The sequence below is a fragment of the Salinispora sp. CH2A1_6 genome (assembly GCF_056820975.1).
This window is the reverse complement of sequence record NZ_JBXEDG010000001.1, coordinates 513,631-532,707: the sequence shown is the minus strand read 5'-3', so window position 1 is coordinate 532,707 and position 19,077 is coordinate 513,631. Positions and strand designations below refer to the sequence as shown.

Below are 19,077 nucleotides of genomic sequence, written 5' to 3'. Positions count from 1 at the left end.
CACGTCACCCTCCGCGGCACGGTGATGGATACGGTGAGCCGCGTCAGTCGTGCGCAGCCCACCGCCCGCTGTCGCCGCTAGCCTGTGCGTGGGTAGGCGCCGTAGACCCGGATCACGTCCGCCCAGTCCTGGAACCACATGCTGCTACCAGTGCCGCCGACCGTAATGCCCTTGGCACGGACGCCGGAGCCGTTAAGGGTGAACACGGGGCCACCGCTGTCGCCCCCTCGGGCTGCTGTGGCTCCGTTGACCTGGTCCGCCCGTATCACGCCTTCGATCCAGTAGTTGCAGTCCCCGTCGGAATCCGGCTTAGAACACTTCACATAGAAGTTTTGCGATTGGATTTGCTTGAGGGCGCAAACCGTGCCGCTTGTCCTACCGGACTGACAAACGAGTTGGTTCGCTGACCAGTATCCCCAACTGTTGACAACCTTCGTGGTGGTGGTATTCGCGGAGCCATCGAAGATCTTGTACCACCCGGGGGTGTCGATCAGTAGAAGGTCCGAGCGCCAGTTGTCGGAGTGGACCGGCCCCATCTCAGCGAAGCCTGATTGACCAAAGGAGCCCTGGTAGGCGTAGTCGGGTGGAGTTCCGCAGTGCCCCGCGCTGAGAACGAACGTTCGGCCACTGGCCCATACGCCAAACCCGGTCGTGCATTGGGCCCGCCGATCTATCCCTCGCCATGACTCCCACTGCCCACCGCCGTTCCAGGGAGGAGAGTCATCCGAACGGCTGACCATCAGCTCCATCGGATCCGAGCCGTCAACGACGGTCACCGGCACCTCTACCGCTGCCTCTTGGAGGATCTGGGACACCGGTGTGACAGGCCCCGTAGGCCCGCTTGTTCCCACCGAGTCCGGGTGCACGGTTTGCGGGCCACGAGCGACTTCCAGCCCGCTGCCGTCGGGCTCGACACCAATCGACTGGATGTCGTGGTCGGGATGCCGCAGGCTGGCGGCCATGACTTTCCTGCCGGCGGCTTGCAGCTCGGCATCGGAGTACGCCGCCGGTTTCACGGTGACGGTCCCCCACTCCCGCGCACGACCGATAGCTGCGCTCATACCCTGTGTCAGCTCACCTTTCCAGTAGACCGACAAGCCCCTGCCTTCAAAGGCGACCCCGGCGAAACCGGACTGGGGCGCTTTCAGTTGCTCGTCCCAGATGGCGTGGACGGCCGGTTCTAGTTTGCTTTGCCGGCGCATCTCCATGAGCAGAGCGGGATCAAGATTGTCGGTGGATTGGGTATCGGTGTCAGGCAGTGCCGCCGCGGACAGTGACGGTGCGGTGAGAGTCGACGCGACCAGCAGCGTGGCCAACGCGGCGGCAAGGATGGCTCGACGGCCGGAGAGGACATGCAGCCCCATAGCGCTCCTTCTGGAGACGGCAACGACGAAAGTCAGTACACCCCCGCCCGACTGGTGAGGGAACCGGTGCGCGTGGTGCGGATAGTGCGCACCGGTGCGCGAACCCGGAACGCCCTCTTTGTACAGGACTTCGTCGGATATCTGCGCCGGACACACAAGGCGTAGTGATCTCCACACTGAGGCGACTACCCTGCGCGCAGGAACACACCACGGGGGTCTCATGAGTGACACGGCGTTCGGCCGGCTATTGAGCGATTCCGGCCTGACACCCGAAGAATTCGCCCGCCAGCTCACCGAGTACGCCGGCAGTCACGGCCGCCGCAATCGGCTTCACCCCAAGACGCCCTACAAGTGGCGTCGGGGCGAGCGGCCGGGCCGCCCCTGGCCCACCCTGACCGCGCTACTGCTGTCGGACCTGCTGGGCCGGACGGTCACCGTAGCTGACCTCGGCTGGCCCGAGGACAACAGCAGCGCGGCGCCTGCCTCCACAGGGCTGATCCTGCCCTGGACCGTGGCCGGGGCCTTGCAGGCGATCCAGGCCGTCAACGAGGGTGGGACCATGCGGCGGGCCTTCATGACGCTACTCGGATCTGCCATGACCGTCTCCGGCAACGAATGGCTGGTCGCGGGCCCGGCCGAGCCGCCGGCCACGACGCACGGATTTCGGCTCACCATCGAGGTGGTCGACCACCTCGACGCCATCACCGCGGACCTGCGACGCATGGACGACCACCTCGGCGGCGGGCAGACACTCGGGCTGGTCCGCAACCACTTGAGCACCGTCACCACGCTGCTGACGCAGCGCCGCTACACCGACACAGTCGGCCGCCGGCTGCACTCCAGCGCCGCAGAGATTCTGCGCCTGGCCGGGTGGCTCGCGTTCGACGCAGGCCACCACCCCCACGCACAGCGATACTGGGTCGCTGCTCTACACGAGGCACACGCCGCCGGCGACCGGGCCCTCGGCGCGAACATTCTGGGATTCATGTCCTGCCAGGCCAAGGACCTCGGCCAGGTCCGCCAGGCCGTCACCCTCGCCGAGACGGCATGCGCTGGCTACCCCGCCGCCAGTCCGAAGGTCACGGCCATCCTGCACCTTCGCGCGGCCGAGGCGCATGCCAATGAGCAGTCCATCACCGACACCCGCCGTGCGATCGACGTGGCATTCAACGCGCTCGGCAACATCACCACCGGCGGCGGCGACCCCGACTGGACCTACTGGTTGGACGAGGCCCAGGCACACGCCATGGTCGGCTACAGCTACCTGAAGCTCGCGGATTGGTCCGCCGCCCGCTCCCACCTGAAGTCGGCGCGACGAATCCAAGACGGCGACTGCACCCGCGAGGGGGCACTACGCAACGCGCTATTAGCCCAGACTTACGCCCGTCAAGACGGGCCCGACATCGACAAGGCCGTCGCGATGGGGGACCAGGCCGTGGCCGCCCTGTCCGGCCAAGTAAGATCGGCACGTTGCGTCAAACACGTTCGCGCCCTCGCCGACGATCTTCGCCGGTACCGCAGTCACCCCAATGTGGCACGATTCCACAACGACACCCGCGAACTCATTCACACCGCGTAGCAACCCACGACGTCACCACCAGTGCCTGGCTCGGGTTCTGCCTCCTCTCCCACCAACTCATCCCAACCTAACAAAGCACTACTAGGCTTCGCCCGAGCCCGAGTTACCTCATGGCATGGACGGCAGCGGCAACGGTAGACCCGGAAGTCCGTCGATGCTGGTGGCGACGAACTCCTTCTTCTCGAAGTACTGCCCCAGCGATGCGTCATCCTCCCGGGAGAAGCGCTTGGCGTGCAAATCCCGATCAACTTCGTAGGTCATCAACGGCACGGCATAGCCGCAGGTATCGCGGATAAGATCGGCGTGCACGATGATTATCGCGCGTAGCCCGTGCAGCGAGGTGTCGATGTGGGGAAAGTTGGACATGACATCATGCCAACGTGGGTCATCCCGGAAGACAGGCTCGCCGCGCCCATGGATGCGCACAATGTTGGGTGGCCCCTGGAACGCACACCACATCAGGGTGATACGCCCGTTCTCGCGTAGATGCGCGATCGTCTCCGCGTTGCTTCCTGCGAAATCCAGGTAGGCCACCGTAAAGTCGTCGAGGACGGCGAACGATCCAGCGAGTCCCTTCGGCGACAGGTTGACAGTTCCTGACTCGGACAGCGGCGCCGTCGCGGTGAAGAAAATCGGCTGTGCCTCAATAAACTCCCGGAGCCGACCAGAAATTCTCTCATGCGTCTTCCCCATGATTGACATCCTTGCAGTCCATGATAAAAAATGACATCGTCGCACGCCGTCGTCAGTGTAGGCGGCCGCTGTTGCCTCTACCGGCCCAGTCGACTCAGAGCCAGCGCACATCGTCAGCCTCAAGAAGCAGCCTCTTCAAGCCACTGCGTGTCTCGGTACCGTACTTGAAGATGATGCCGACTCGCCCACCATCGATATGTTCCATCTCTGCGGGAATCCAGAGCTCGGTCGGCAGTGGTACGGCGCTGGCGACTTCGCGAATCGTAAGCACGGACACCTTCTCCACAATTCGGTGCTCCTGCCCAGCGGCGTCCACGATACTCACCTCCAGGCTGCCGAGGAGTGAATCACTGGCCCACCGAAGAGCGGTCGCGCGCACGATCACGTCCGTCACATTCACAGCGTAAGCCTGGGAGCATACCGCCGGAACACGCGTGGGCGGGTGGTAGCAGCTGTCGGTGGTGGTCTCATGGAGTCCACCACCACGTGATGGAGTCGGCGGGCGACATTCCGTCGCAACCCATACCAGCACGTTTCGACAATTGATTTACTCCACACGGTGCAGGCCAGGCTGCTCGACACCGGTACGGAGCCTGGCCCGGCGACCGTTCGACCAGCGACACGCCGCTGTGTCGCTGTGGCTCAACGCCGGGTACCGGCTACCCAGGTCGCCGAGTGGGCCGGGCCCAGCGTGCACGTCCTCATGCGGGTCTACGCGAAATCCGTCTACGGCCAAGAGGAAGCGGCCCGACGCTGTGTAGAGACGGCGCTCGGCCGGCCGCTGACGCAACCCCACCGGCCGCTGACGAACCCCACCGCACCATCGGCCGACTAAACCGCCTGACGGAACCCACCTGGCGGCTTTCGCTACCGATGATCTCCGCGACACGCACACGACACAGCCAGCGAGATTGAGCGAGTTGGAGCGGGACTGAGCGGGACTCACGAAAGAGGCCCCTGACCGGCGTCTGCGCTGGTCAGGGGCCTCTTTCTGCACCTGGTGGCGGGTGAAGGATTCGAACCTTCGTAGCTTTCGCGACGGATTTACAGTCCGCTCCCATTGGCCGCTCGGGCAACCCGCCAGGGCACCCGCCGCGTCGCGACGCGGCGGTGAGAGCAAGGATAGCGGCTCGCCTCGACGTGGCCGCAACCGGGTACCGTCAGGGGGCGCACGGCTGGCCCGTAGTGCACGTAACAGGACAGACCGCCAGGACACCAGGAGTATCAGCATGGCAGCCAACCCGTCGTTCGACATCGTGAGCAAGGTCGACCGTCAGGAGGTTGACAACGCCCTCCGCCAGACGGAGCGGGAGCTCTCGACGCGGTTCGACTTCCGGGGCACCGGCGCCGAAATCTCCTGGTCTGGCGAGGAGGCAATCAGCCTTCGGGCGGAGACCGAGGAGCGGGTTCGAGCCGCGCTCGATGTCTTCAAGGAGAAGCTGGTCAAGCGGAACATCTCGCTGAAGTCGCTGGACGCAGGGGATCCGCGCGGGTCGGGTAAGGAATTCAAGGTCGACTGCAAGGTGATCCAGGGCATCGAGACGGAGAAGGCCAAGGCCATCAGTAAGAAGATCCGCGACGAGGGCCCGAAGGGTGTCCAGGCGCAGATCCAGGGTGACCAGCTCCGCGTGACCGGCAAGAAGAAGGACGACCTGCAGGCCATCATCGCCATGCTGAAGGGCGAGGACTTCGGCGTGGCACTCCAGTTCACCAACTACCGGTGAGGGGGTGCGCCGGCCTGGCCACCAGGCCGGCGCATGTTGATCACGCGATGTACCTGGGACCTGCTAGCCCCCGCCCAAGCCCTTGGCCTCGTCAGGCTCCAGGGCTTTAGCCAGGTCCCGGCTTACTCGGACAGGTCGGGAGCCGTGATACGGGTGGGTCCGGGCAACATCAGACGCCCGGTCCTGTCCCACGCGGCGTGCCGCGTACCGCACGACGGCGCCGTAATGCCGCTGGAACAACTCCACGAATCTTGCCCGGTCGTCTTCCATACCTCTTCTGTTTCCATGTCATGCGCCGGGGTTACCGCCTCCCCGGCATTCTTGGCGACTTCGTCGAGAGATGGGCCAGGTGCTCGGGTCACCGTCGGACGGGCCTGACGACGGCCTGGCCGCCCGCTATCGTCAGTGCTCCGGTCCTACGACCTGCTCGAAGCGGAACTCGCGGATGAAGCAGTCCCGCGGCTGACTGACCGCGAAGAGCACACAGTCCACGACAGATTGTGCGGTCAGGGCGTCGGATGCCGTCCGTGGACCGTGTTGCACGAAGTCCGGCGGGAAGAGGGAGATGACGCGAATTCCTTCGGCTCGTAGTCGATGGGACATGATCTCGGCGAAGCCGGCCTGGGCGTGCTTGGCGGCGTAGAAGGCGGGATGGGCCTCCGACCGGTGGTGGCCGACCTCGCCGCAGGCGGAGACCATGTTGACGATGTCCGGCCGCGTTGAGCCTCGCAGCAGCGCCAGCAGGTGTTTGGTGAGCAGGACCGTGCCGGTCGCGGCGCCGCCGATCGTGGCGATGATGTGATCGTCCTCAGCGTCGCCGAGGTCCGCACCGGGCAGGTAGCCTGCAGCGTTGTTGACCAGGATGTCGAGGTAGTCGGTTCGGTCGGCCAGCGCCGCCGCGAATCCGCGTACCGAGTCGGGGCTGGTCAGGTCGCAGCCGAAGGCCTCGCCGCTCCCCCGCCCACGCTGCCGGATCGATTCGGTGGTGCGTCTGGCTGCCGCCTCGTCGCGGGCGGAGACAAACACCTGCGCACCATGCGCCGCGAAGGCGACCGCCAGGAGGCGCCCGGAGTCGCGCCCGGCACCGGTAATAGCAACCCGTAGTCCGTCCAGATTCATTGCAAGATCAGAACAGTTGAAGCTGACGTGAGGTCAAAGTGGGTCACCGGCAGCACCGCGTCGGGTCTTCGGTGCCCGGCCTGGAGCATGAAAGTCGGCGGTACGGGAAGAAGCGATCCCGGCGAGGGCCGGACAGGGCGACAGCCGGGCAAGACGACGGCCGGACAGGACGACAGCCAGGCAGGGCGACGGCCGGCGAAGAGCGATGGGCCGGAAAGGCAGCCGGATGCGGGGGGTGGGGGCGCAGGATGCGGAGTTCGTCCGCCCGGACCTGTCCCACCGGGCCGTTGCCCGGCTGCTCGTCGTGCTCGCCACCGCCTCCGGCTGCCTCGACGTTTTCTGTGTGACCCAGCTCGGCGGGTTCTTCGCCAGCGTGATCACCGGCAACCTGGTCCAGCTCGGCCACCATATTGTCGCCGCGGACTCCCGCCTGCTCAGCGGCGGGTTGGCAGCGGTCGGCGGATACGCGATCGGCGTGGCCGGCGGCACCCTGCCGCTACGCCACACCGAGCTGGGCTGGCGTTCCCGTACGCATCTGGTCATGGTGGTTCAGGTGCTGCTGCTGGTAGGCGTGGCGGGTGGCTGGTGGGTCACCGGGGGGCGCCCCGGGTTCGCCGCTTCCCTGACCCTGCTCTTCGCCGCCGCGACGGCGAGCGGAATACAAAGCGTGGTGACGATCAGCTCCGGGATACCGCACGCCACCACGACCTACCTCACCGGCTCGCTCACCTCCATCGTGCGGGGGGTGGTCTTCGACCCGCACCGGTTCGCGGCGGGTGCGGCCGGCGTGACTCGGCTGCTGGGGCTCCTCGGGGGCGCGGTGCTCGGCGCGCTGGTGCTGCGGGTCGCGCCGCTCTGGGCGCCGGCGCTCGCCGCGGCGCTGGTGGCCTCGGTCCTGGCCACCGCGATCGCCATCAGCCGGTCCCGCCGCCAGCGGCCGGCGCGCTCACCGGGCGAAGATGAGCAGCAGGATCACCGTGAGGATCGCGCTGATCAGCACCGAGCTGAGGCAGCCGAGTCGGTTGGAGAAGAAGACGAACACGGAGGTCGTGGTACCCACCGGTGAGGGGGTTCAGGCACCGACCCGGGAGGAGGGTGCCTGAACCTGGCCGGGTCAGCGGTACTGGATCGGGCCGGCGCTACCGGCCATCTGCTCCAGCCGGGCGACTCGATCCTCCATCCGGGGGTGGGTGGAGAAGAGCGCCGCGATGCCGCCGCCCTTGAACGGGTTGTCGATCATCAGGTGGGCGGCGCTGGTGAGCTGTCCCTGCGGCGGCAGCGGTCGCGCCTGGGTGCCCTTGTGGATCTTCCGAAGGGCACTGGCCAACGCCAACGGGTCTCGGGTGAGCTGGGCGCCGGAGGCGTCCGCCTGGAATTCGCGGCTACGGCCGATCGCAAGCTGGATCAGCGTGGCCGCGATCGGCCCCAGGATGATGGTCAACAGCAGCACCAGCGGGTTGCGCCCCTCCTCGTCGTCACCCCCAAGCCGGATGAAGAACGCCAGGTTGGCCAGGGCGGTGATGATGCCAGCCAGGCCGGCGGCGACGCTGGAGATGAGAATGTCCCGGTTGTAGACGTGCGACAGCTCGTGCCCGATGACTCCACGCAGCTCGCGGTAGTCGAGGATCTCGACAATGCCCTGGGTGACACAGACGGCCGCGTTCTGTGGGTTTCGACCGGTGGCGAACGCGTTGGGCTGTCTGGTCGGGCTCACGTAGAGCCGGGGCATCGGTTGCCGGGCCTCGCTGGCCAGTTCCCGCACCATCTGGTAGAGCTCGGGGAACTGTGCCTCACTGACCGGTTGTGCCTGCATCGCGCGCAGCGCGAGCTTGTCGGAGTAGAAGTAGCTGACGCCGTTCATCCCCAGCGAGATGACGACGGCGATGACCAGTCCGCCGCTGCCGCCGAACCAGTAGCCCACCGCCAGAATCAGGGCGGTGAGCAGGCCGAGCAGCGCGGCGGTCTTCAGACGGTTATGGTGCACGGTCACTCCTTCGGTGCGCGGACCGCGTTGGTCCGCTGACCGGTTCAACACCACCGGTACCCGTCAACCATCCGTCATATGGCTGTGAAATGCCTGGTAACGAGGGGTGTAGGCCCGCTGGTTCAGCGGGCGGCGAGGTCGAGCACGAGCTGCGGGGCGAAGCCGACCACCAGCGCCACGACCGTCGCCGCCGCCAGGACCGCCGCGACTGGCTTGGCCCGGACCAGCACCGCTGTCGGATCGGCCGGCACCACCGCCGGACCCGTCGCCACCGGGTCAGTCGCCGCCGCGTCCGTCGACGCCACCACCGTGGTCGGGTCGGTCGGCACCGCTGCCGGCCGGTCGATGGACCAGAGCCCGGCGACAACCCGCAGGTAGTAGGCCAGGCCGAGCACCGCGTTGACCGCCACCACCAGGGCGAGCCAGCCGGCACCGCCGTCAAGCAACGACCGGACCACGGTGACCTTCGCGAAGAGCCCGGCGAGGCCGGGCGGCAGACCGGCGAGGCCGACCAGTGCCAGCGCCAGCCCCACCGCCGCCCACGGCCGGCGCCGGGCCGCGCCCCGCAACTCGTCGAGGGTTCCGCCGTCCGCGCCCGCCGGTCGCAGCGCGACCACGGCCGCGAACGCCGCCAGCTCCAGGACCACGAAGAAGACCGTGTACGCCACCGCTGCCGCGTATGCGGCGGCGCGGGCGTCGGCGGTGCGGCCCGCGGCGAGGGCCAGCGCGCCGAGCGGCGCGAGGATGTAGCCCGCCTGGGCCACCGAGGACCAGGCGAGCAGCCGTACGGTGCGGTGCTGACGCAGCGCCACCAGGTTACCGACAGTCATGGTCAACACCGCGAGCAGCGCGAGCACCGGGCCGGTGATCCGGGCCGGCAGGGCGTGCTGCACCACCGCGAGCAGGGCCACCACCCCGCCGAGCTTCGAGACCGTGGAGAGGTACGCGGCCACCGGCAGCGGCGCGCCGTCGTAGGTGGTGGGCGCCCAGGCGTGGAAGGGCACCGCCGCGACCTTGACCGTCAGCCCCACCACGACCAGCGCCACGGCGACCGTGGTCAGCGGGATGTCGAGCAGCTCCGGCCGCTCGGCGAAGAGCACCCCGAGCCGGCCGAGGTGCAGCGCGCCGGTGGCCGCGTAGAGCAGGGCCGCCCCGAGCAGGCTCAGCGTCGTGGCGACCACGCTGACCACGAAGAAGGTCACTGCCGCCTCGATGCTGGCCAGGCTGCCCCGGCGCAGGCCCACCAGGACGTACAGCGGCAGGGTTAGGGTCTCCAGCGCCACGATCAGGGTGATCAGGTCACCGGCCGCACCGAGCGCCACCCCACCCGTCATTGACGCGGCGAGCAGGAAGCAGTACTCGCCCACCGGTGTCGCCCCGGCCCGCAGCAGCGGCCCGGAGAGCACCAGCACTCCCAGGGTGAGCAGCGCGACGAGTACGGCGACCAGGGCGGCCCGGCCACCGAAGACGTACGAGCAGTCGGCGCCGACACAGAACGTACGGCGTTCGCCACCTCCGCCGACGAAGATCGCGCTGGTGGCGGTGGCGAGCGCACCGAGCGCGGCGGCGGAGACGGTGACCCGCGCCCGGGCCACCAGCAGGTCGGCGAGGAGCACCAGCACCGCCGTCCCGGCGGCCAGGTACGCCGGCAGCAGCGCCACGTTGTCGACGGTCTGCACCATGCTCATGCCCGTACCTCCAGCCAGCTCACGGGCGCCCCGGCAGCAGGGCGTCCACCGGCGCCTGGGCCACGCCCAGGACCAGGATCGGAGCCAACCCCACGGCGAGCGTGAGCAACACCAGCGGCGCCCAGGTCAGCAGTTCCGCCCTCGCCACGCCCGGCCCGAGCCGCGCCACCGCCGAGCTGGCCCGGCCGTGGGTGACCTGGCGGAGCAGCCGCAGGAGGTAGGCGGCGGTGAGCGCACCGCCGAGCGCCGCGAGGACGGCGAGGGTCAGCCAGAGGGGACCACCGACCCGGACCGCGGCGACCACGGCGAAGGCCTCTCCCCAGAAGCCGGCCAGGCCGGGCAGGCCCAGCGAGGCGACGGCGGCGAAGCCCAGCAGCCCGGCCAGCCGGGGTGCGGTCTCCCGCAACCCGGAGAGGTCCGCCAGGTCACCGGTGTGCGCCCGGTCCTTGATGGCGCCGGCGAGGAAGAACAGCAGGCCGGTGATGATCCCGTGCGCGATGTTGCCGATCAGGGCTGCCCGCAGCCCGGTACCGGTGAGCGTGGCGACACCGAGGAGCACGAAGCCCATGTGCCCCACGCTGGAGTACGCGATCAGCCGTTTCAGCTCGGTCTGTGCCAGGCAGACCAGGGAGCCGACCAGGATCGCGGTGACCGCGAGCACGCCGAGTACGGGCGCGGCCCATTCGGCGCCTTCGGGGGCGACGCCGACCGCGACCCGGATCAACCCGTAGGTGCCCATCTTGAGCAGCACCCCGGCGAGGATCACGCTGCCCACGGTGGGCGCCTGGGTGTGCGCGTCGGGCAGCCAGGAGTGCAGGGGCCAGAGCGGGCTCTTCACCGCGAAGGCGAGCGCCAGCAGGGTGAACGCGGCGAGCTGCGGCCCACGGGCGAGCCCCGTACCGCCGGTCAGCGCCACCATGTCCGCGGTGCCGGCGGCGGTCACCACCACCAGGACGCCCACCAGCAACAGCACTGAACCGAAGAGGGTGTAGAGGGCGAACTTGCGGGCCGCCCGGCGCCGGTCCGGCCCACCCCAGCCAACGATGATCGCGTACATCGGCAGGAGGACGACCTCGAAGAAGACGAAGAAGAGCACCAGGTCGAGGGCGAGGAAGGTGCCGAGGATGCCCACCTCGACCACCAGCAGCAACGCCACCAGGGCCCGGCCACTCCCCCCACTGGGGACCCGCCACAGGGTGTAGCCGCAGCAGAGCAGGGTCAGTAGCGCGGTCAGCACGACCAGCGGCCAGGAGATGCCGTCCACTCCGAGGTGGAGGCGAAGGTCGAGGCTGGGCACCCAGGGCAGGTCCACCTGATGCCAGGGGCGGAGCGCGGGGCTCGGGTCGGGGCCCGCCCCGGCGTCGTCGCCGCCGGCGACCAGCGGCAGCGCGGCGAGCAGGGTCAGCCCGGCGGCCACCGTACCGACCAGGCGGGCGGCCCGGTCGTGCCGGAGCGCGGCGACGACCACCGCGCCGGCCGCCGGGACCGCCAGCACCGCCACCAGCAGGACCTGTCCCACGACCCCGCTCATGCGTCGCCTCCGATCAACACGGCCGCCAGCCCGATCAGCAGCGCGCCGGCCAGCACACCAGCTGCGGCCCGGGGCAGCGTGGCGCGGTGCCACGCCGCCAGCCCGCCCCCGAGCCACCAGGCGGCCCGGCCGCTGCCGGTGACCGCGCCGTCCACCACCACCTCGTCGGCGGTGCGCGCACCAGCGGCGAGCCGCACGATCGGGCGTACCACCAGGGTGTGCTGGAGGTCGTCGAGCCAGAACGCGCGGGCGGAGAGCGGGCGCAGCGGACCCAGCAGCACGGCCGGGTCACCGCCCGGATCTCGCCGCCAGCGGGCCCAGGCGAGCCCCGCCCCGAGCGCCAGCAGGACGAGCGGCAGCAGCACGGTCGGGCCGACGTGCACCAGCGGATCGGCGGGCAGCAGCTGCGCGGAGCGCTCCCGGGTGGCCGACCCGTACGGTTCGAGCCACCGGGCGAAGGTTCCGGAGAACCCGGCCAGACCGAGCAGCGCCGCCGGGACGGTCAGCAGCAGCACCGGCCAGCGCAGCACCGCGGGCGGGTCGTGCGGCTGATGCAGCGGGCTGCGGGGCGCGCCGAAGAAGGTACGCAGCAGCAGCCGGGTGGCGTACGCGGCGGTGAGGGCGACCCCGACCAGCCCGGCCAGCCACACCGACCAGCCCACCCAGGCCGGCGCGGGGCCGCCGTGCCGGGCGGCTTCCTCGGCGGCGTACAGCACGGAGTCCTTGCTGAAGAAGCCGGACAGCGGCGGCAGCCCGGCCAGCGCGCCGAGGCCGACCAGCATGGACCAGAAGGTCACCGGCATCGTCCGGCGCAGGCCACCGAGCTGGGACATCAGCGCGGTACCCGCGGCGTGGATCACCGCCCCGGCAGCGAGGAAGAGCAGCGCCTTGAAGGCGGCGTGGGTGAGCAGGTGGAACAGGGCCGCCGCGGGCGCCCCCACGGCCAGCGCGCCGGTCAGGTAGCCCAGCTGGGAGACCGTTGACCAGGCGAGGACCCGCTTGAGGTCGTCCTGGGCGATGGCGGCGAACGCGCCGAGCAGCAGGGTGATCGAGGCCAGCACGCCGAGCACCGCCAGGGCGACCGGCACCTGCCCGAAGAGGGGGAACAGCCGGGCGACGACGTAGACCCCGGCGGCCACCATGGTCGCCGCGTGGATCAGCGCGGAGATCGGGGTGGGGCCGGCCATCGCGTCGGGCAGCCAGGTGTGCAGCGGGAACTGGGCGCTCTTGCCGGCCACCCCGGCGAGCAACAGCAGGCAGGCGGCGGTGAGCAGGCCGGTGGCGTGGTCGTGGCTGAGCACGTCGGCGATCCGGAAGCTGCCCGCGGAGACGCCGAGCAGTGCGATCCCGAGCAGGAAGCCGACGTCACCCACCCGGGTCACCAGGAAGGCCTTCATCGCGGCGCCGGGTGCTGCGGGCAGCCGTCGCTCATGGGCGATCAGGAGGTACGAGCAGAGGCCCATCACCTCCCAGCCGACCAGCAGCAGAATGAGGTCGCCGGCGACCACCACCAGCAGCATCGCGGCGGTGAAGAGGCTGATCTGGGCCGCGTACGGCGGGTAGCGGTGGTCGACGTCCACCTCGTCGTGCGGGCCGTTCCGGAGGTAGCCGATCGAGTAGACCTGCACCGCGAGGGCCACCGCGGCGACGGCGACCGCCACCAGCGCCACCGTCGAGTCCAGCCGGACGCCGAGGCTAACCGTCAGGCCGCCGAAGTCGATCCAGGTCCGGGTGGCCTCGGCCGGCGCGTCGAGGGTGGCCAGCAGGGCGACGGCGAGGAGTAACGACAGGGCCGCGCCGGTCGTCCCGAGGCTGATCGCCGCCCGGCGGGCCCGCCGCCGGACGGCACCGGCTTCCGGGGACGCCGGCGGCAGCAGGAGCCCGAGCAGGCCGGTCACCAGGGGTACGGCCGGCAGCAGCGTGCCGAGCAGGACGGGCGTGCTCACCGGTCTGCCTCCCCAGGGGTGGCCGCTGTGGTGGGCGGGGGCGCCGTGGTGGGCGGAGGCGCTGACGGCTCGGCCGCGGCGTTCGGCGACGGGGGCTCGGCCAGCGGCACCTCGTCCACGGCCACGCTGGCGCGCATCCGGTAGAGCTGCAGCACGATGGCCAGCCCGACGCCCACCTCGGCGGCGGCCAGCACGATCACGAACAGCGCGAAGACCTGGCCGCCGTGCGGCAGCTGGGACCGAACCGTGGTGTCGGCGGTGACCAGGATCAGGTTCACCGCGTTCAGCATCAGCTCGACCGCGATCAGCACCAGGATGGCGTTGCGCCGGCGCAGCACCCCGTAGGTGCCGAGCCCGAACAGCAGGGCGGCGGTGACGTAGGGGATGACCGGCCTCACCGGGACCGCCTGCCTTCGGTGGAGGTCCCGGTGGGGGTTGCGGCGGGGGTCTCGTCCGCCCCGCTGACGCCGGCCTGGTCCACTGGTGACCGTCCGATGTCCGGGCGGGACAGGATGATCGCCCCCACCAGGGCGGCGAGCAGCAGCACCGAGAGCACCTCGAAGGGCAGCACCCAACTGCCGAAGATCTGCTCCCCGATCCGTTCGGCGCTACCCGCCGTGGGCAGCGGCACCGACGACCACCGGTACGCGTCCACCAGCAGCGCGGCCAGCCCGAGCCCGGTGCCGCCGCCGATCAGGGCGGCCGGCCAACCCGGTCGGTCCAGGTCGGTGGAGGCGCCGATCGGGGCACGGGTGAGCATCACCGCGAAGAGCAGCAGCACCACCACCGCCCCCACGTAGATCAGTACCTGCACCCAGGCGACCAGCTCGGCGGTGAGGACCAGGTACATCCCGGCCACCGCGGCGAGGCAGAGCACCAGGTAGAGGCCGGCCCGGACCAGGTGCCGGGTGGCCACCGCCAGGGCGCCGGAGCCGACCGCCAGCGCGCCCAGGGCGAGCAGCAGCGCGTCGGTGCCGGTCACGGGGTCGGGCCTTCCCCGGTTGTGTTGTCCCCGGCTGGTCGGGCCCCGGGGCGGGGCGGGGGGCGTTCGGCGGAGCGGGGCGGGGCGGCCGCCGGGCGTTCGGCGGGGTTCGCGGGGATCGCGGCCTTACGCGCGGCGGCGGTCTCTTCCTTGGCCGGCTCGCCGTTCGGGTCATGTGCCGGCGGCGGCGGGACGGTGCCCATCCACTCGCCGAGGTGCTCCTTGTCGTGCAGGAGGTCCTTGATGTCGTACTCGGCGTACTCGAACTCCGGGGACCAGTAGAGCGCGTCGAACGGACAGACCTCGATGCAGATCCCGCAGTACATGCAGAGCGAGAAGTCGATGTCGAACCGGTCCAGCACATTGCGCTGACGGGCACGGGCTGCCCCGGGCACCACCACCTCCTCCTTGTGCGAGTCGATGTAGATGCACCAGTCCGGACACTCACGGGCGCAGAGCATGCAGACCGTGCAGTTCTCCTCGACCAGCGCGATCACGCCGCGCGAACGCGGCGGCAACGCCGGGGCGACGTCCGGGTACTGCTGGGTGGCCGAGCGGCGGGTCATCGTCTTCAGCGTGACCGCGAGCCCCTTGACCAGGCCCACGCCGGGCAGGCCGCGCTCACCGTCGGCCGGGTCGCTGCGCTCGCTGGGGTCGGTCATGCCGACCATCCTGCCCTGTGCCCCCCGGCGGGCGCGACCACCACCCGGGTGCGGGCTGCGGCCGCCGGCCGGGAGCGGGTGGTGTCGGCTGGGTTTCGGCGCGACGCTTCGCGCGCCGTCTGCTCCGGCGATGATGGGTGGTGGGCGCATCGCGACGACCAGAGGGGGCGGCGTGACCGAGGGCGCGACGGCGAGCAGCGGCGAGGCGGCGCTGCGCCGCACCGGCGGGAGGTACGTCGAGCCGGGCGGCGAGTTCACCCGGGATCAGCGCTACATCGCCACCCGGATCACCGCCGACGGCGGGGACGGCTGGCCGGTGGAGCCGGGGCGGTACCGGCTGGCGGTGAGTCGTGCCTGCCCGTGGGCGAACCGGCTGGTCATCATCCGACGGCTACTCGGGCTGGAGGGCGTCCTCTCGATGGCGATCGCCGGCCCGACCCACGACCGGCGAAGCTGGAGCTTCGACCTCGACCCCGGCGGGCGGGATCCGGTGCTCGGCATCGAACGGCTGGCGGACGCCTACTTCGCGCGCTTTCCCGGGTACGACCGCGGGATCACGGTACCGGCGATCGTCGACGTACCGACCGGGCAGGTGGTGACCAACGACTTCGCGCAGATGAGTCTCGACCTGTCCACCGAGTGGACCGCGTACCACCGCGACGGCGCACCGGAGCTCTATCCGCAGCGGCTCCGGGACGAGATCGACGAGGTGAACGCGGTGGTCTTCGCCGATGTCAACAACGGGGTCTACCGGTGTGGCTTCGCCGGCAGCCAGTCGGCGTACGACCGGGCGTACCAGCGGCTGTTCGACCGGCTGGACTGGCTGAGCGACCGGCTCGCCGAACGCCGCTACCTGGTCGGGGAGACGATCACCGAGGCGGACGTACGGCTGTTCACCACGCTGGTCCGCTTCGACCCGGTCTACCACGGCCACTTCAAGTGCAACCGCAGCAAGTTGACCGAGATGCCGGTGCTCTGGGCGTATGCCCGGGACCTTTTCCAGACCCCCGGATTCGGCGACACCATCGACTTCGATCACATCAAGCGGCACTACTACGCGGTGCACGGGGACGTTAACCCGACCGCGATCGTCCCGCTCGGCCCGGACCTGGCGAACTGGCTGACCCCGCACGATCGGGGGGAGCTGGGGGGTCGCCCCTTCGGCGACGGTACCGCCCCGCCGCCGCCCCCTCCGGCCGAGCGGGTTGGCCCCGCACACACCCCCCTGCGCTGACGGACCGCGGGCGGCCAGGGCGTTTTGGACGCAGCAGGTGAGGCCGCTGGCGAGAGCGGCCCGGGCTCGCTAGCTCAGGCCGGGCAATGGCCAGCGGAAGACACCGCCACGGCCGCCTCCGCCCTGGGTGTCGAGCCGGTGATCGAGCCACGGGTACTGGACGCCACCAGTGGTGGCGGTAATCCCGAGACGATCGCGCTGCGGCTTATCGTGGCAGAGGCGTCATTCCGGTAGGCCCACTCAAGACGCCGGTCTGCACGTTGAACGCCGTCATGCCTGCCGCATTGGCCGCCGCGACACCCGCCTCCGTGTCCTCATAGACTAAGCAGTCGGCCGGCTCGGCATCGAGCCGCTGGGCAGCCAGGAAGAAGATATCTGGCTCGGGTTTGCCCCTGCCCCGCGGCACATCACTCCAGGTGACGACGACATCAAACAGGGCTGAAAGGCCTGTCGCTGCGAGCCCGGCAGTCACGACGTTTCCGGACGAGTTCGAGCCGATGCCGAGCCGCTGGCCACGCTGCCGTGCGGTGCGCGCAACCAGTACCACTTCATCAATTACCCTAAGATTAGGGGCGGCAGCCCGCACGTACCTGCGGCACCTGCCGATAATTTCGTCAATCGGTTCCGGCAGATGGCCAAACTCCTGCTCCCACACGAGCAGCAGGTCCGGCGACGCAATCGCCTGCCGCGGCCAATACCAATCCGGATCTAGCTTCACTCCCACATCTGCCATCGCACGCACCAGGGCCGCAAAACAGACCTTACTGGAATCCACAAGGGTGCCATCCCAGTCAAATATCAGAGCCTCGTAGGCCCTACCGTCCGGCACGGTCGCGCGCGTGGTCATTGGGTAAACCTCCTAGCAGCGATCCTTGATCCGCCCAGAATCGGTTCACCCGCGGATCCGGTCGGGGGCCCTAGCGTTACAGCGACGCCAGGAAGGACCGCCAGGAACCCGGATCAACCGTCAGCGCCGGCCCCGCCGGATCCTTACTGTCCCGCACCCCCACCACACCGGCCAGGTTCGTGGCCACCTCAACACAGTCGTTGGTCTGAGCACTGCGACTGCTCTTCCGCCAGGTAGCACCCATCAAGTCCATGACTCCGTCACTTCCCTCACCAGTTCGATCGACTTCTGCGGAGGCAACGCCTCACCAAGGCTAGCTTCCCAGACCCGTTGCAGCCGCCCGAGATCCGACGGTTGATCGAGGATGCACTGGCCTTCCATCCGCTCGTTGAGCCGCGCCTCCACCTCCGCCGCCTCAAGCAGACCGCCCGCCTCGAAGACGGCGCGGGCATACGCCTCGGTCCGGAGCAGACCGGGAACGTAGAGCGGTTCGAACCACCGCAGCACCCTCGCCTGCGAAACAATCTCGCCGCCGCCGCGTAGCCACGGTTGGGCACGATCCAGACGGACCAGGTTCGCCAGCATGCGGGTGAAGAGACCACCGGTGTCAAGGACCTTGTCGAACTGCTCGAGATACTTGCTGGTCGGCGGTGCCTGCCCCAACTCCACCGCACTGACCATTGACGGCGAGTAGTTGATGGCCTTGGCCAACTCCTCCTGACTCCAGCCCCGCCGAACCCGCGCCCGCCGCAACTCCGCCACCAAAAACGCCGCAGCGGTCATCTCTCCAGTCGCCATCTCCAACCGCCCTCCACGAACCGGTTGATCGACTCCAGTACCGCGCCACCCGCAACCCCGGCCCCACCCAAAGGCCCTCGCACAACACAGCCAAACCCTTCCGACCGTAGCCGCACCCCAGCACACTGTGAAGCACGACGCCCGCCTCCATTCCCGAGCACACCGTTCTGGACGATCAGCTCCACGGTTTGATCACATAGTCGGATGAACAACGTTGGTAAGCGCGTCGCGGTCGTTACGGGAGCCAACCGAGGACTCGGCTACGCGATCGCGCGGCGACTGGCCGAGCAGGGCTTACATGCGGTGTTGACGGCCCGAAGTGAACAGGCTGCCGAACAGGCTGCGGCGAAGCTTCGCGAGGAAGGGCTGTCGGTTTCGTCGCACCAACTCGATGTGACCGATCCGGCGAGCGTCGTCCGGGCGATGGCAGATACCGGAGCCACTTATGGTCGGCTGGATGTGCTGGTAAACAATGCCGCCGTAGCCATCGACCGAGGCCAGCAAGCAAGTGCGGCAGACATGGAGAAGGTTCGAGCAACCATTGATGCCAACCTAATGGGAGCCTGGCGTTGCTGCACAGCCGCCATACCCGAAATGCGCAAACTCGGGTATGGCCGCATCGTAAACGTCACTACCCATATGAGCACCTTCGGGCAGATGGGTTCTGGCAGCGTGGCCTACCGAATCTCCAAGGCCGGGTTGAACGCCTTGACCTGCGTCCTGGCCGCGGAGCTCCATGCGGCGAACATCCTGGTGAACGCTGCCTCACCAGGCAAGGTCGCCACCCGAATGGCCTACGGGGAAGCAGAGCAGACTCCGGACGAGGCGGCCGACACCTTCGCTTGGCTTGCGACGCTGCCAGACGCCGGTCCCACCGGACAGTTGTTCTACCGACGGGAGCCGCTTCAATGGTGACCGTCGATAGG

19 protein-coding genes and 1 tRNA gene are annotated in these 19,077 nt (G+C 69.2%); 5 read left to right on the top strand and 15 right to left on the bottom strand.

The window, feature by feature from the left end; translation table 11 throughout:
• Positions 1–77 precede the first annotated feature (77 nt).
• Positions 78–1,364, bottom strand: coding sequence for a chymotrypsin family serine protease (locus AC1UKG_RS02500; protein ID WP_482641893.1), 1,287 nt, complete (start codon positions 1,362–1,364; stop codon positions 78–80).
• A 220-nt stretch (positions 1,365–1,584) separates the two neighbouring features.
• On the opposite strand from AC1UKG_RS02500, the gene AC1UKG_RS02495 reads away from it, so the two are divergent.
• Positions 1,585–2,943, top strand: coding sequence for an NsdA family TPR-like regulatory protein (locus tag AC1UKG_RS02495; RefSeq protein WP_482641894.1), 1,359 nt, complete (start codon positions 1,585–1,587; stop codon positions 2,941–2,943).
• Positions 2,944–3,051: 108 nt separating this feature from the next.
• Here the strand turns inward: AC1UKG_RS02495 and AC1UKG_RS02490 are convergent, their stop codons facing one another.
• From AC1UKG_RS02490 to AC1UKG_RS02480, 3 genes are all read right to left on the bottom strand, one after another.
• Entirely contained in the window at positions 3,052–3,636 is a 585-nt protein-coding gene (locus AC1UKG_RS02490; RefSeq protein ID WP_482641895.1) for a pyridoxamine 5'-phosphate oxidase family protein, read from the bottom strand.
• 94 nt (positions 3,637–3,730) lie between these two features.
• Positions 3,731–4,030, bottom strand: coding sequence for a hypothetical protein (locus AC1UKG_RS02485; RefSeq protein ID WP_475890893.1), 300 nt, complete (start codon positions 4,028–4,030; stop codon positions 3,731–3,733).
• A 604-nt stretch (positions 4,031–4,634) separates the two neighbouring features.
• A tRNA-Tyr gene (locus AC1UKG_RS02480) sits at positions 4,635–4,718 on the bottom strand.
• A gap of 147 nt (positions 4,719–4,865) precedes the next feature.
• Between AC1UKG_RS02480 and AC1UKG_RS02475 the strand changes: the two genes are divergently transcribed.
• Positions 4,866–5,360 carry a YajQ family cyclic di-GMP-binding protein gene (locus AC1UKG_RS02475; protein WP_018743261.1) on the top strand — a complete coding sequence of 165 codons (495 nt, stop codon included), beginning with the start codon at positions 4,866–4,868 and terminating at the stop codon, positions 5,358–5,360.
• 402 nt (positions 5,361–5,762) lie between these two features.
• Here the strand turns inward: AC1UKG_RS02475 and AC1UKG_RS02470 are convergent, their stop codons facing one another.
• Complete coding sequence (locus AC1UKG_RS02470; RefSeq protein ID WP_475890891.1) at positions 5,763–6,479, bottom strand: SDR family NAD(P)-dependent oxidoreductase; 717 nt, start codon at positions 6,477–6,479, stop codon at positions 5,763–5,765.
• Positions 6,480–6,705: 226 nt separating this feature from the next.
• On the opposite strand from AC1UKG_RS02470, the gene AC1UKG_RS02465 reads away from it, so the two are divergent.
• Positions 6,706–7,545: a YoaK family protein gene (locus AC1UKG_RS02465; RefSeq protein ID WP_482641896.1), complete on the top strand. Its 840-nt coding sequence runs from the start codon at positions 6,706–6,708 to the stop codon at positions 7,543–7,545.
• 48 nt (positions 7,546–7,593) lie between these two features.
• Here AC1UKG_RS02465 and htpX read toward each other — a convergent pair whose 3' ends face one another.
• The 7 genes from htpX to AC1UKG_RS02430 form a co-directional block, all read right to left on the bottom strand.
• Positions 7,594–8,463 carry a zinc metalloprotease HtpX gene (gene htpX, locus AC1UKG_RS02460; protein ID WP_026271412.1) on the bottom strand — a complete coding sequence of 290 codons (870 nt, stop codon included), beginning with the start codon at positions 8,461–8,463 and terminating at the stop codon, positions 7,594–7,596.
• Between the two features lie 122 nt (positions 8,464–8,585).
• A complete protein-coding gene (locus AC1UKG_RS02455) occupies positions 8,586–10,151 on the bottom strand; it encodes an NADH-quinone oxidoreductase subunit N (protein ID WP_482641897.1) in 1,566 nt (521 codons plus the stop codon).
• Positions 10,152–10,170: 19 nt separating this feature from the next.
• Entirely contained in the window at positions 10,171–11,682 is a 1,512-nt protein-coding gene (locus AC1UKG_RS02450; protein ID WP_018743256.1) for an NADH-quinone oxidoreductase subunit M, read from the bottom strand.
• Positions 11,679–13,628, bottom strand: coding sequence for an NADH-quinone oxidoreductase subunit L (locus tag AC1UKG_RS02445; RefSeq protein ID WP_018743255.1), 1,950 nt, complete (start codon positions 13,626–13,628; stop codon positions 11,679–11,681). The genes AC1UKG_RS02450 and AC1UKG_RS02445 overlap by 4 nt, the downstream gene beginning before the upstream one ends.
• Positions 13,625–14,026 carry an NADH-quinone oxidoreductase subunit NuoK gene (nuoK, locus tag AC1UKG_RS02440; protein ID WP_018743254.1) on the bottom strand — a complete coding sequence of 134 codons (402 nt, stop codon included), beginning with the start codon at positions 14,024–14,026 and terminating at the stop codon, positions 13,625–13,627. Before nuoK ends, AC1UKG_RS02445 begins: the two co-directional genes overlap by 4 nt.
• Entirely contained in the window at positions 14,023–14,610 is a 588-nt protein-coding gene (locus AC1UKG_RS02435) for an NADH-quinone oxidoreductase subunit J (RefSeq protein ID WP_018814218.1), read from the bottom strand. Before AC1UKG_RS02435 ends, nuoK begins: the two co-directional genes overlap by 4 nt.
• Positions 14,607–15,272: a NuoI/complex I 23 kDa subunit family protein gene (locus AC1UKG_RS02430; protein WP_196230286.1), complete on the bottom strand. Its 666-nt coding sequence runs from the start codon at positions 15,270–15,272 to the stop codon at positions 14,607–14,609. The genes AC1UKG_RS02435 and AC1UKG_RS02430 overlap by 4 nt, the downstream gene beginning before the upstream one ends.
• 172 nt (positions 15,273–15,444) lie before the next feature.
• Here AC1UKG_RS02430 and AC1UKG_RS02425 point away from each other — a divergent pair, with 172 nt between their 5' ends.
• The gene (locus AC1UKG_RS02425; protein ID WP_482641898.1) at positions 15,445–16,506 is read left to right on the top strand and encodes a glutathione S-transferase family protein; all 1,062 of its coding nucleotides are present in this window, start codon (positions 15,445–15,447) and stop codon (positions 16,504–16,506) included.
• A 205-nt stretch (positions 16,507–16,711) separates the two neighbouring features.
• Here the strand turns inward: AC1UKG_RS02425 and AC1UKG_RS02420 are convergent, their stop codons facing one another.
• The 3 genes from AC1UKG_RS02420 to AC1UKG_RS02410 all read right to left on the bottom strand — a co-directional run bounded on the left by AC1UKG_RS02420 (position 16,712) and on the right by AC1UKG_RS02410 (position 18,151).
• Positions 16,712–17,353 (bottom strand): HAD family hydrolase, encoded by a 642-nt coding sequence (locus AC1UKG_RS02420; RefSeq protein ID WP_482641899.1) that lies wholly within the window; start codon positions 17,351–17,353, stop codon positions 16,712–16,714.
• 76 nt (positions 17,354–17,429) lie between these two features.
• The gene (locus tag AC1UKG_RS02415) at positions 17,430–17,606 is read right to left on the bottom strand and encodes a DUF397 domain-containing protein (RefSeq protein ID WP_080644685.1); all 177 of its coding nucleotides are present in this window, start codon (positions 17,604–17,606) and stop codon (positions 17,430–17,432) included.
• Positions 17,597–18,151 carry a Scr1 family TA system antitoxin-like transcriptional regulator gene (locus AC1UKG_RS02410; protein ID WP_026271410.1) on the bottom strand — a complete coding sequence of 185 codons (555 nt, stop codon included), beginning with the start codon at positions 18,149–18,151 and terminating at the stop codon, positions 17,597–17,599. Before AC1UKG_RS02410 ends, AC1UKG_RS02415 begins: the two co-directional genes overlap by 10 nt.
• Before the next feature lie 204 nt (positions 18,152–18,355).
• Here AC1UKG_RS02410 and AC1UKG_RS02405 point away from each other — a divergent pair, with 204 nt between their 5' ends.
• The gene (locus tag AC1UKG_RS02405) at positions 18,356–19,066 is read left to right on the top strand and encodes an SDR family NAD(P)-dependent oxidoreductase (protein ID WP_475890853.1); all 711 of its coding nucleotides are present in this window, start codon (positions 18,356–18,358) and stop codon (positions 19,064–19,066) included.
• Positions 19,067–19,077: the final 11 nt, after the last annotated feature.

Excerpts from the sequence above, each read along its gene's own strand:
- AC1UKG_RS02405 (WP_475890853.1), top strand. The coding sequence starts at position 18,356 with ATGAACAACGTTGGTAAGCGCGTCGCGGTCGTTACGGGAGCCAACCGA.
- AC1UKG_RS02470 (WP_475890891.1), bottom strand. The coding sequence starts at position 6,479 with ATGAATCTGGACGGACTACGGGTTGCTATTACCGGTGCCGGGCGCGAC.
- AC1UKG_RS02500 (WP_482641893.1), bottom strand. The coding sequence starts at position 1,364 with ATGGGGCTGCATGTCCTCTCCGGCCGTCGAGCCATCCTTGCCGCCGCG.
- AC1UKG_RS02495 (WP_482641894.1), top strand. The coding sequence starts at position 1,585 with ATGAGTGACACGGCGTTCGGCCGGCTATTGAGCGATTCCGGCCTGACA.
- AC1UKG_RS02415 (WP_080644685.1), bottom strand. The coding sequence starts at position 17,606 with ATGGACTTGATGGGTGCTACCTGGCGGAAGAGCAGTCGCAGTGCTCAG.
- AC1UKG_RS02430 (WP_196230286.1), bottom strand. The coding sequence starts at position 15,272 with ATGACCGACCCCAGCGAGCGCAGCGACCCGGCCGACGGTGAGCGCGGC.
- AC1UKG_RS02465 (WP_482641896.1), top strand. The coding sequence starts at position 6,706 with ATGCGGGGGGTGGGGGCGCAGGATGCGGAGTTCGTCCGCCCGGACCTG.
- AC1UKG_RS02455 (WP_482641897.1), bottom strand. The coding sequence starts at position 10,151 with ATGAGCATGGTGCAGACCGTCGACAACGTGGCGCTGCTGCCGGCGTAC.
- AC1UKG_RS02420 (WP_482641899.1), bottom strand. The coding sequence starts at position 17,353 with ATGACCACGCGCGCGACCGTGCCGGACGGTAGGGCCTACGAGGCTCTG.
- AC1UKG_RS02475 (WP_018743261.1), top strand. The coding sequence starts at position 4,866 with ATGGCAGCCAACCCGTCGTTCGACATCGTGAGCAAGGTCGACCGTCAG.
- AC1UKG_RS02410 (WP_026271410.1), bottom strand. The coding sequence starts at position 18,151 with ATGGCGACTGGAGAGATGACCGCTGCGGCGTTTTTGGTGGCGGAGTTG.
- AC1UKG_RS02490 (WP_482641895.1), bottom strand. The coding sequence starts at position 3,636 with ATGGGGAAGACGCATGAGAGAATTTCTGGTCGGCTCCGGGAGTTTATT.
- AC1UKG_RS02450 (WP_018743256.1), bottom strand. The coding sequence starts at position 11,682 with ATGAGCGGGGTCGTGGGACAGGTCCTGCTGGTGGCGGTGCTGGCGGTC.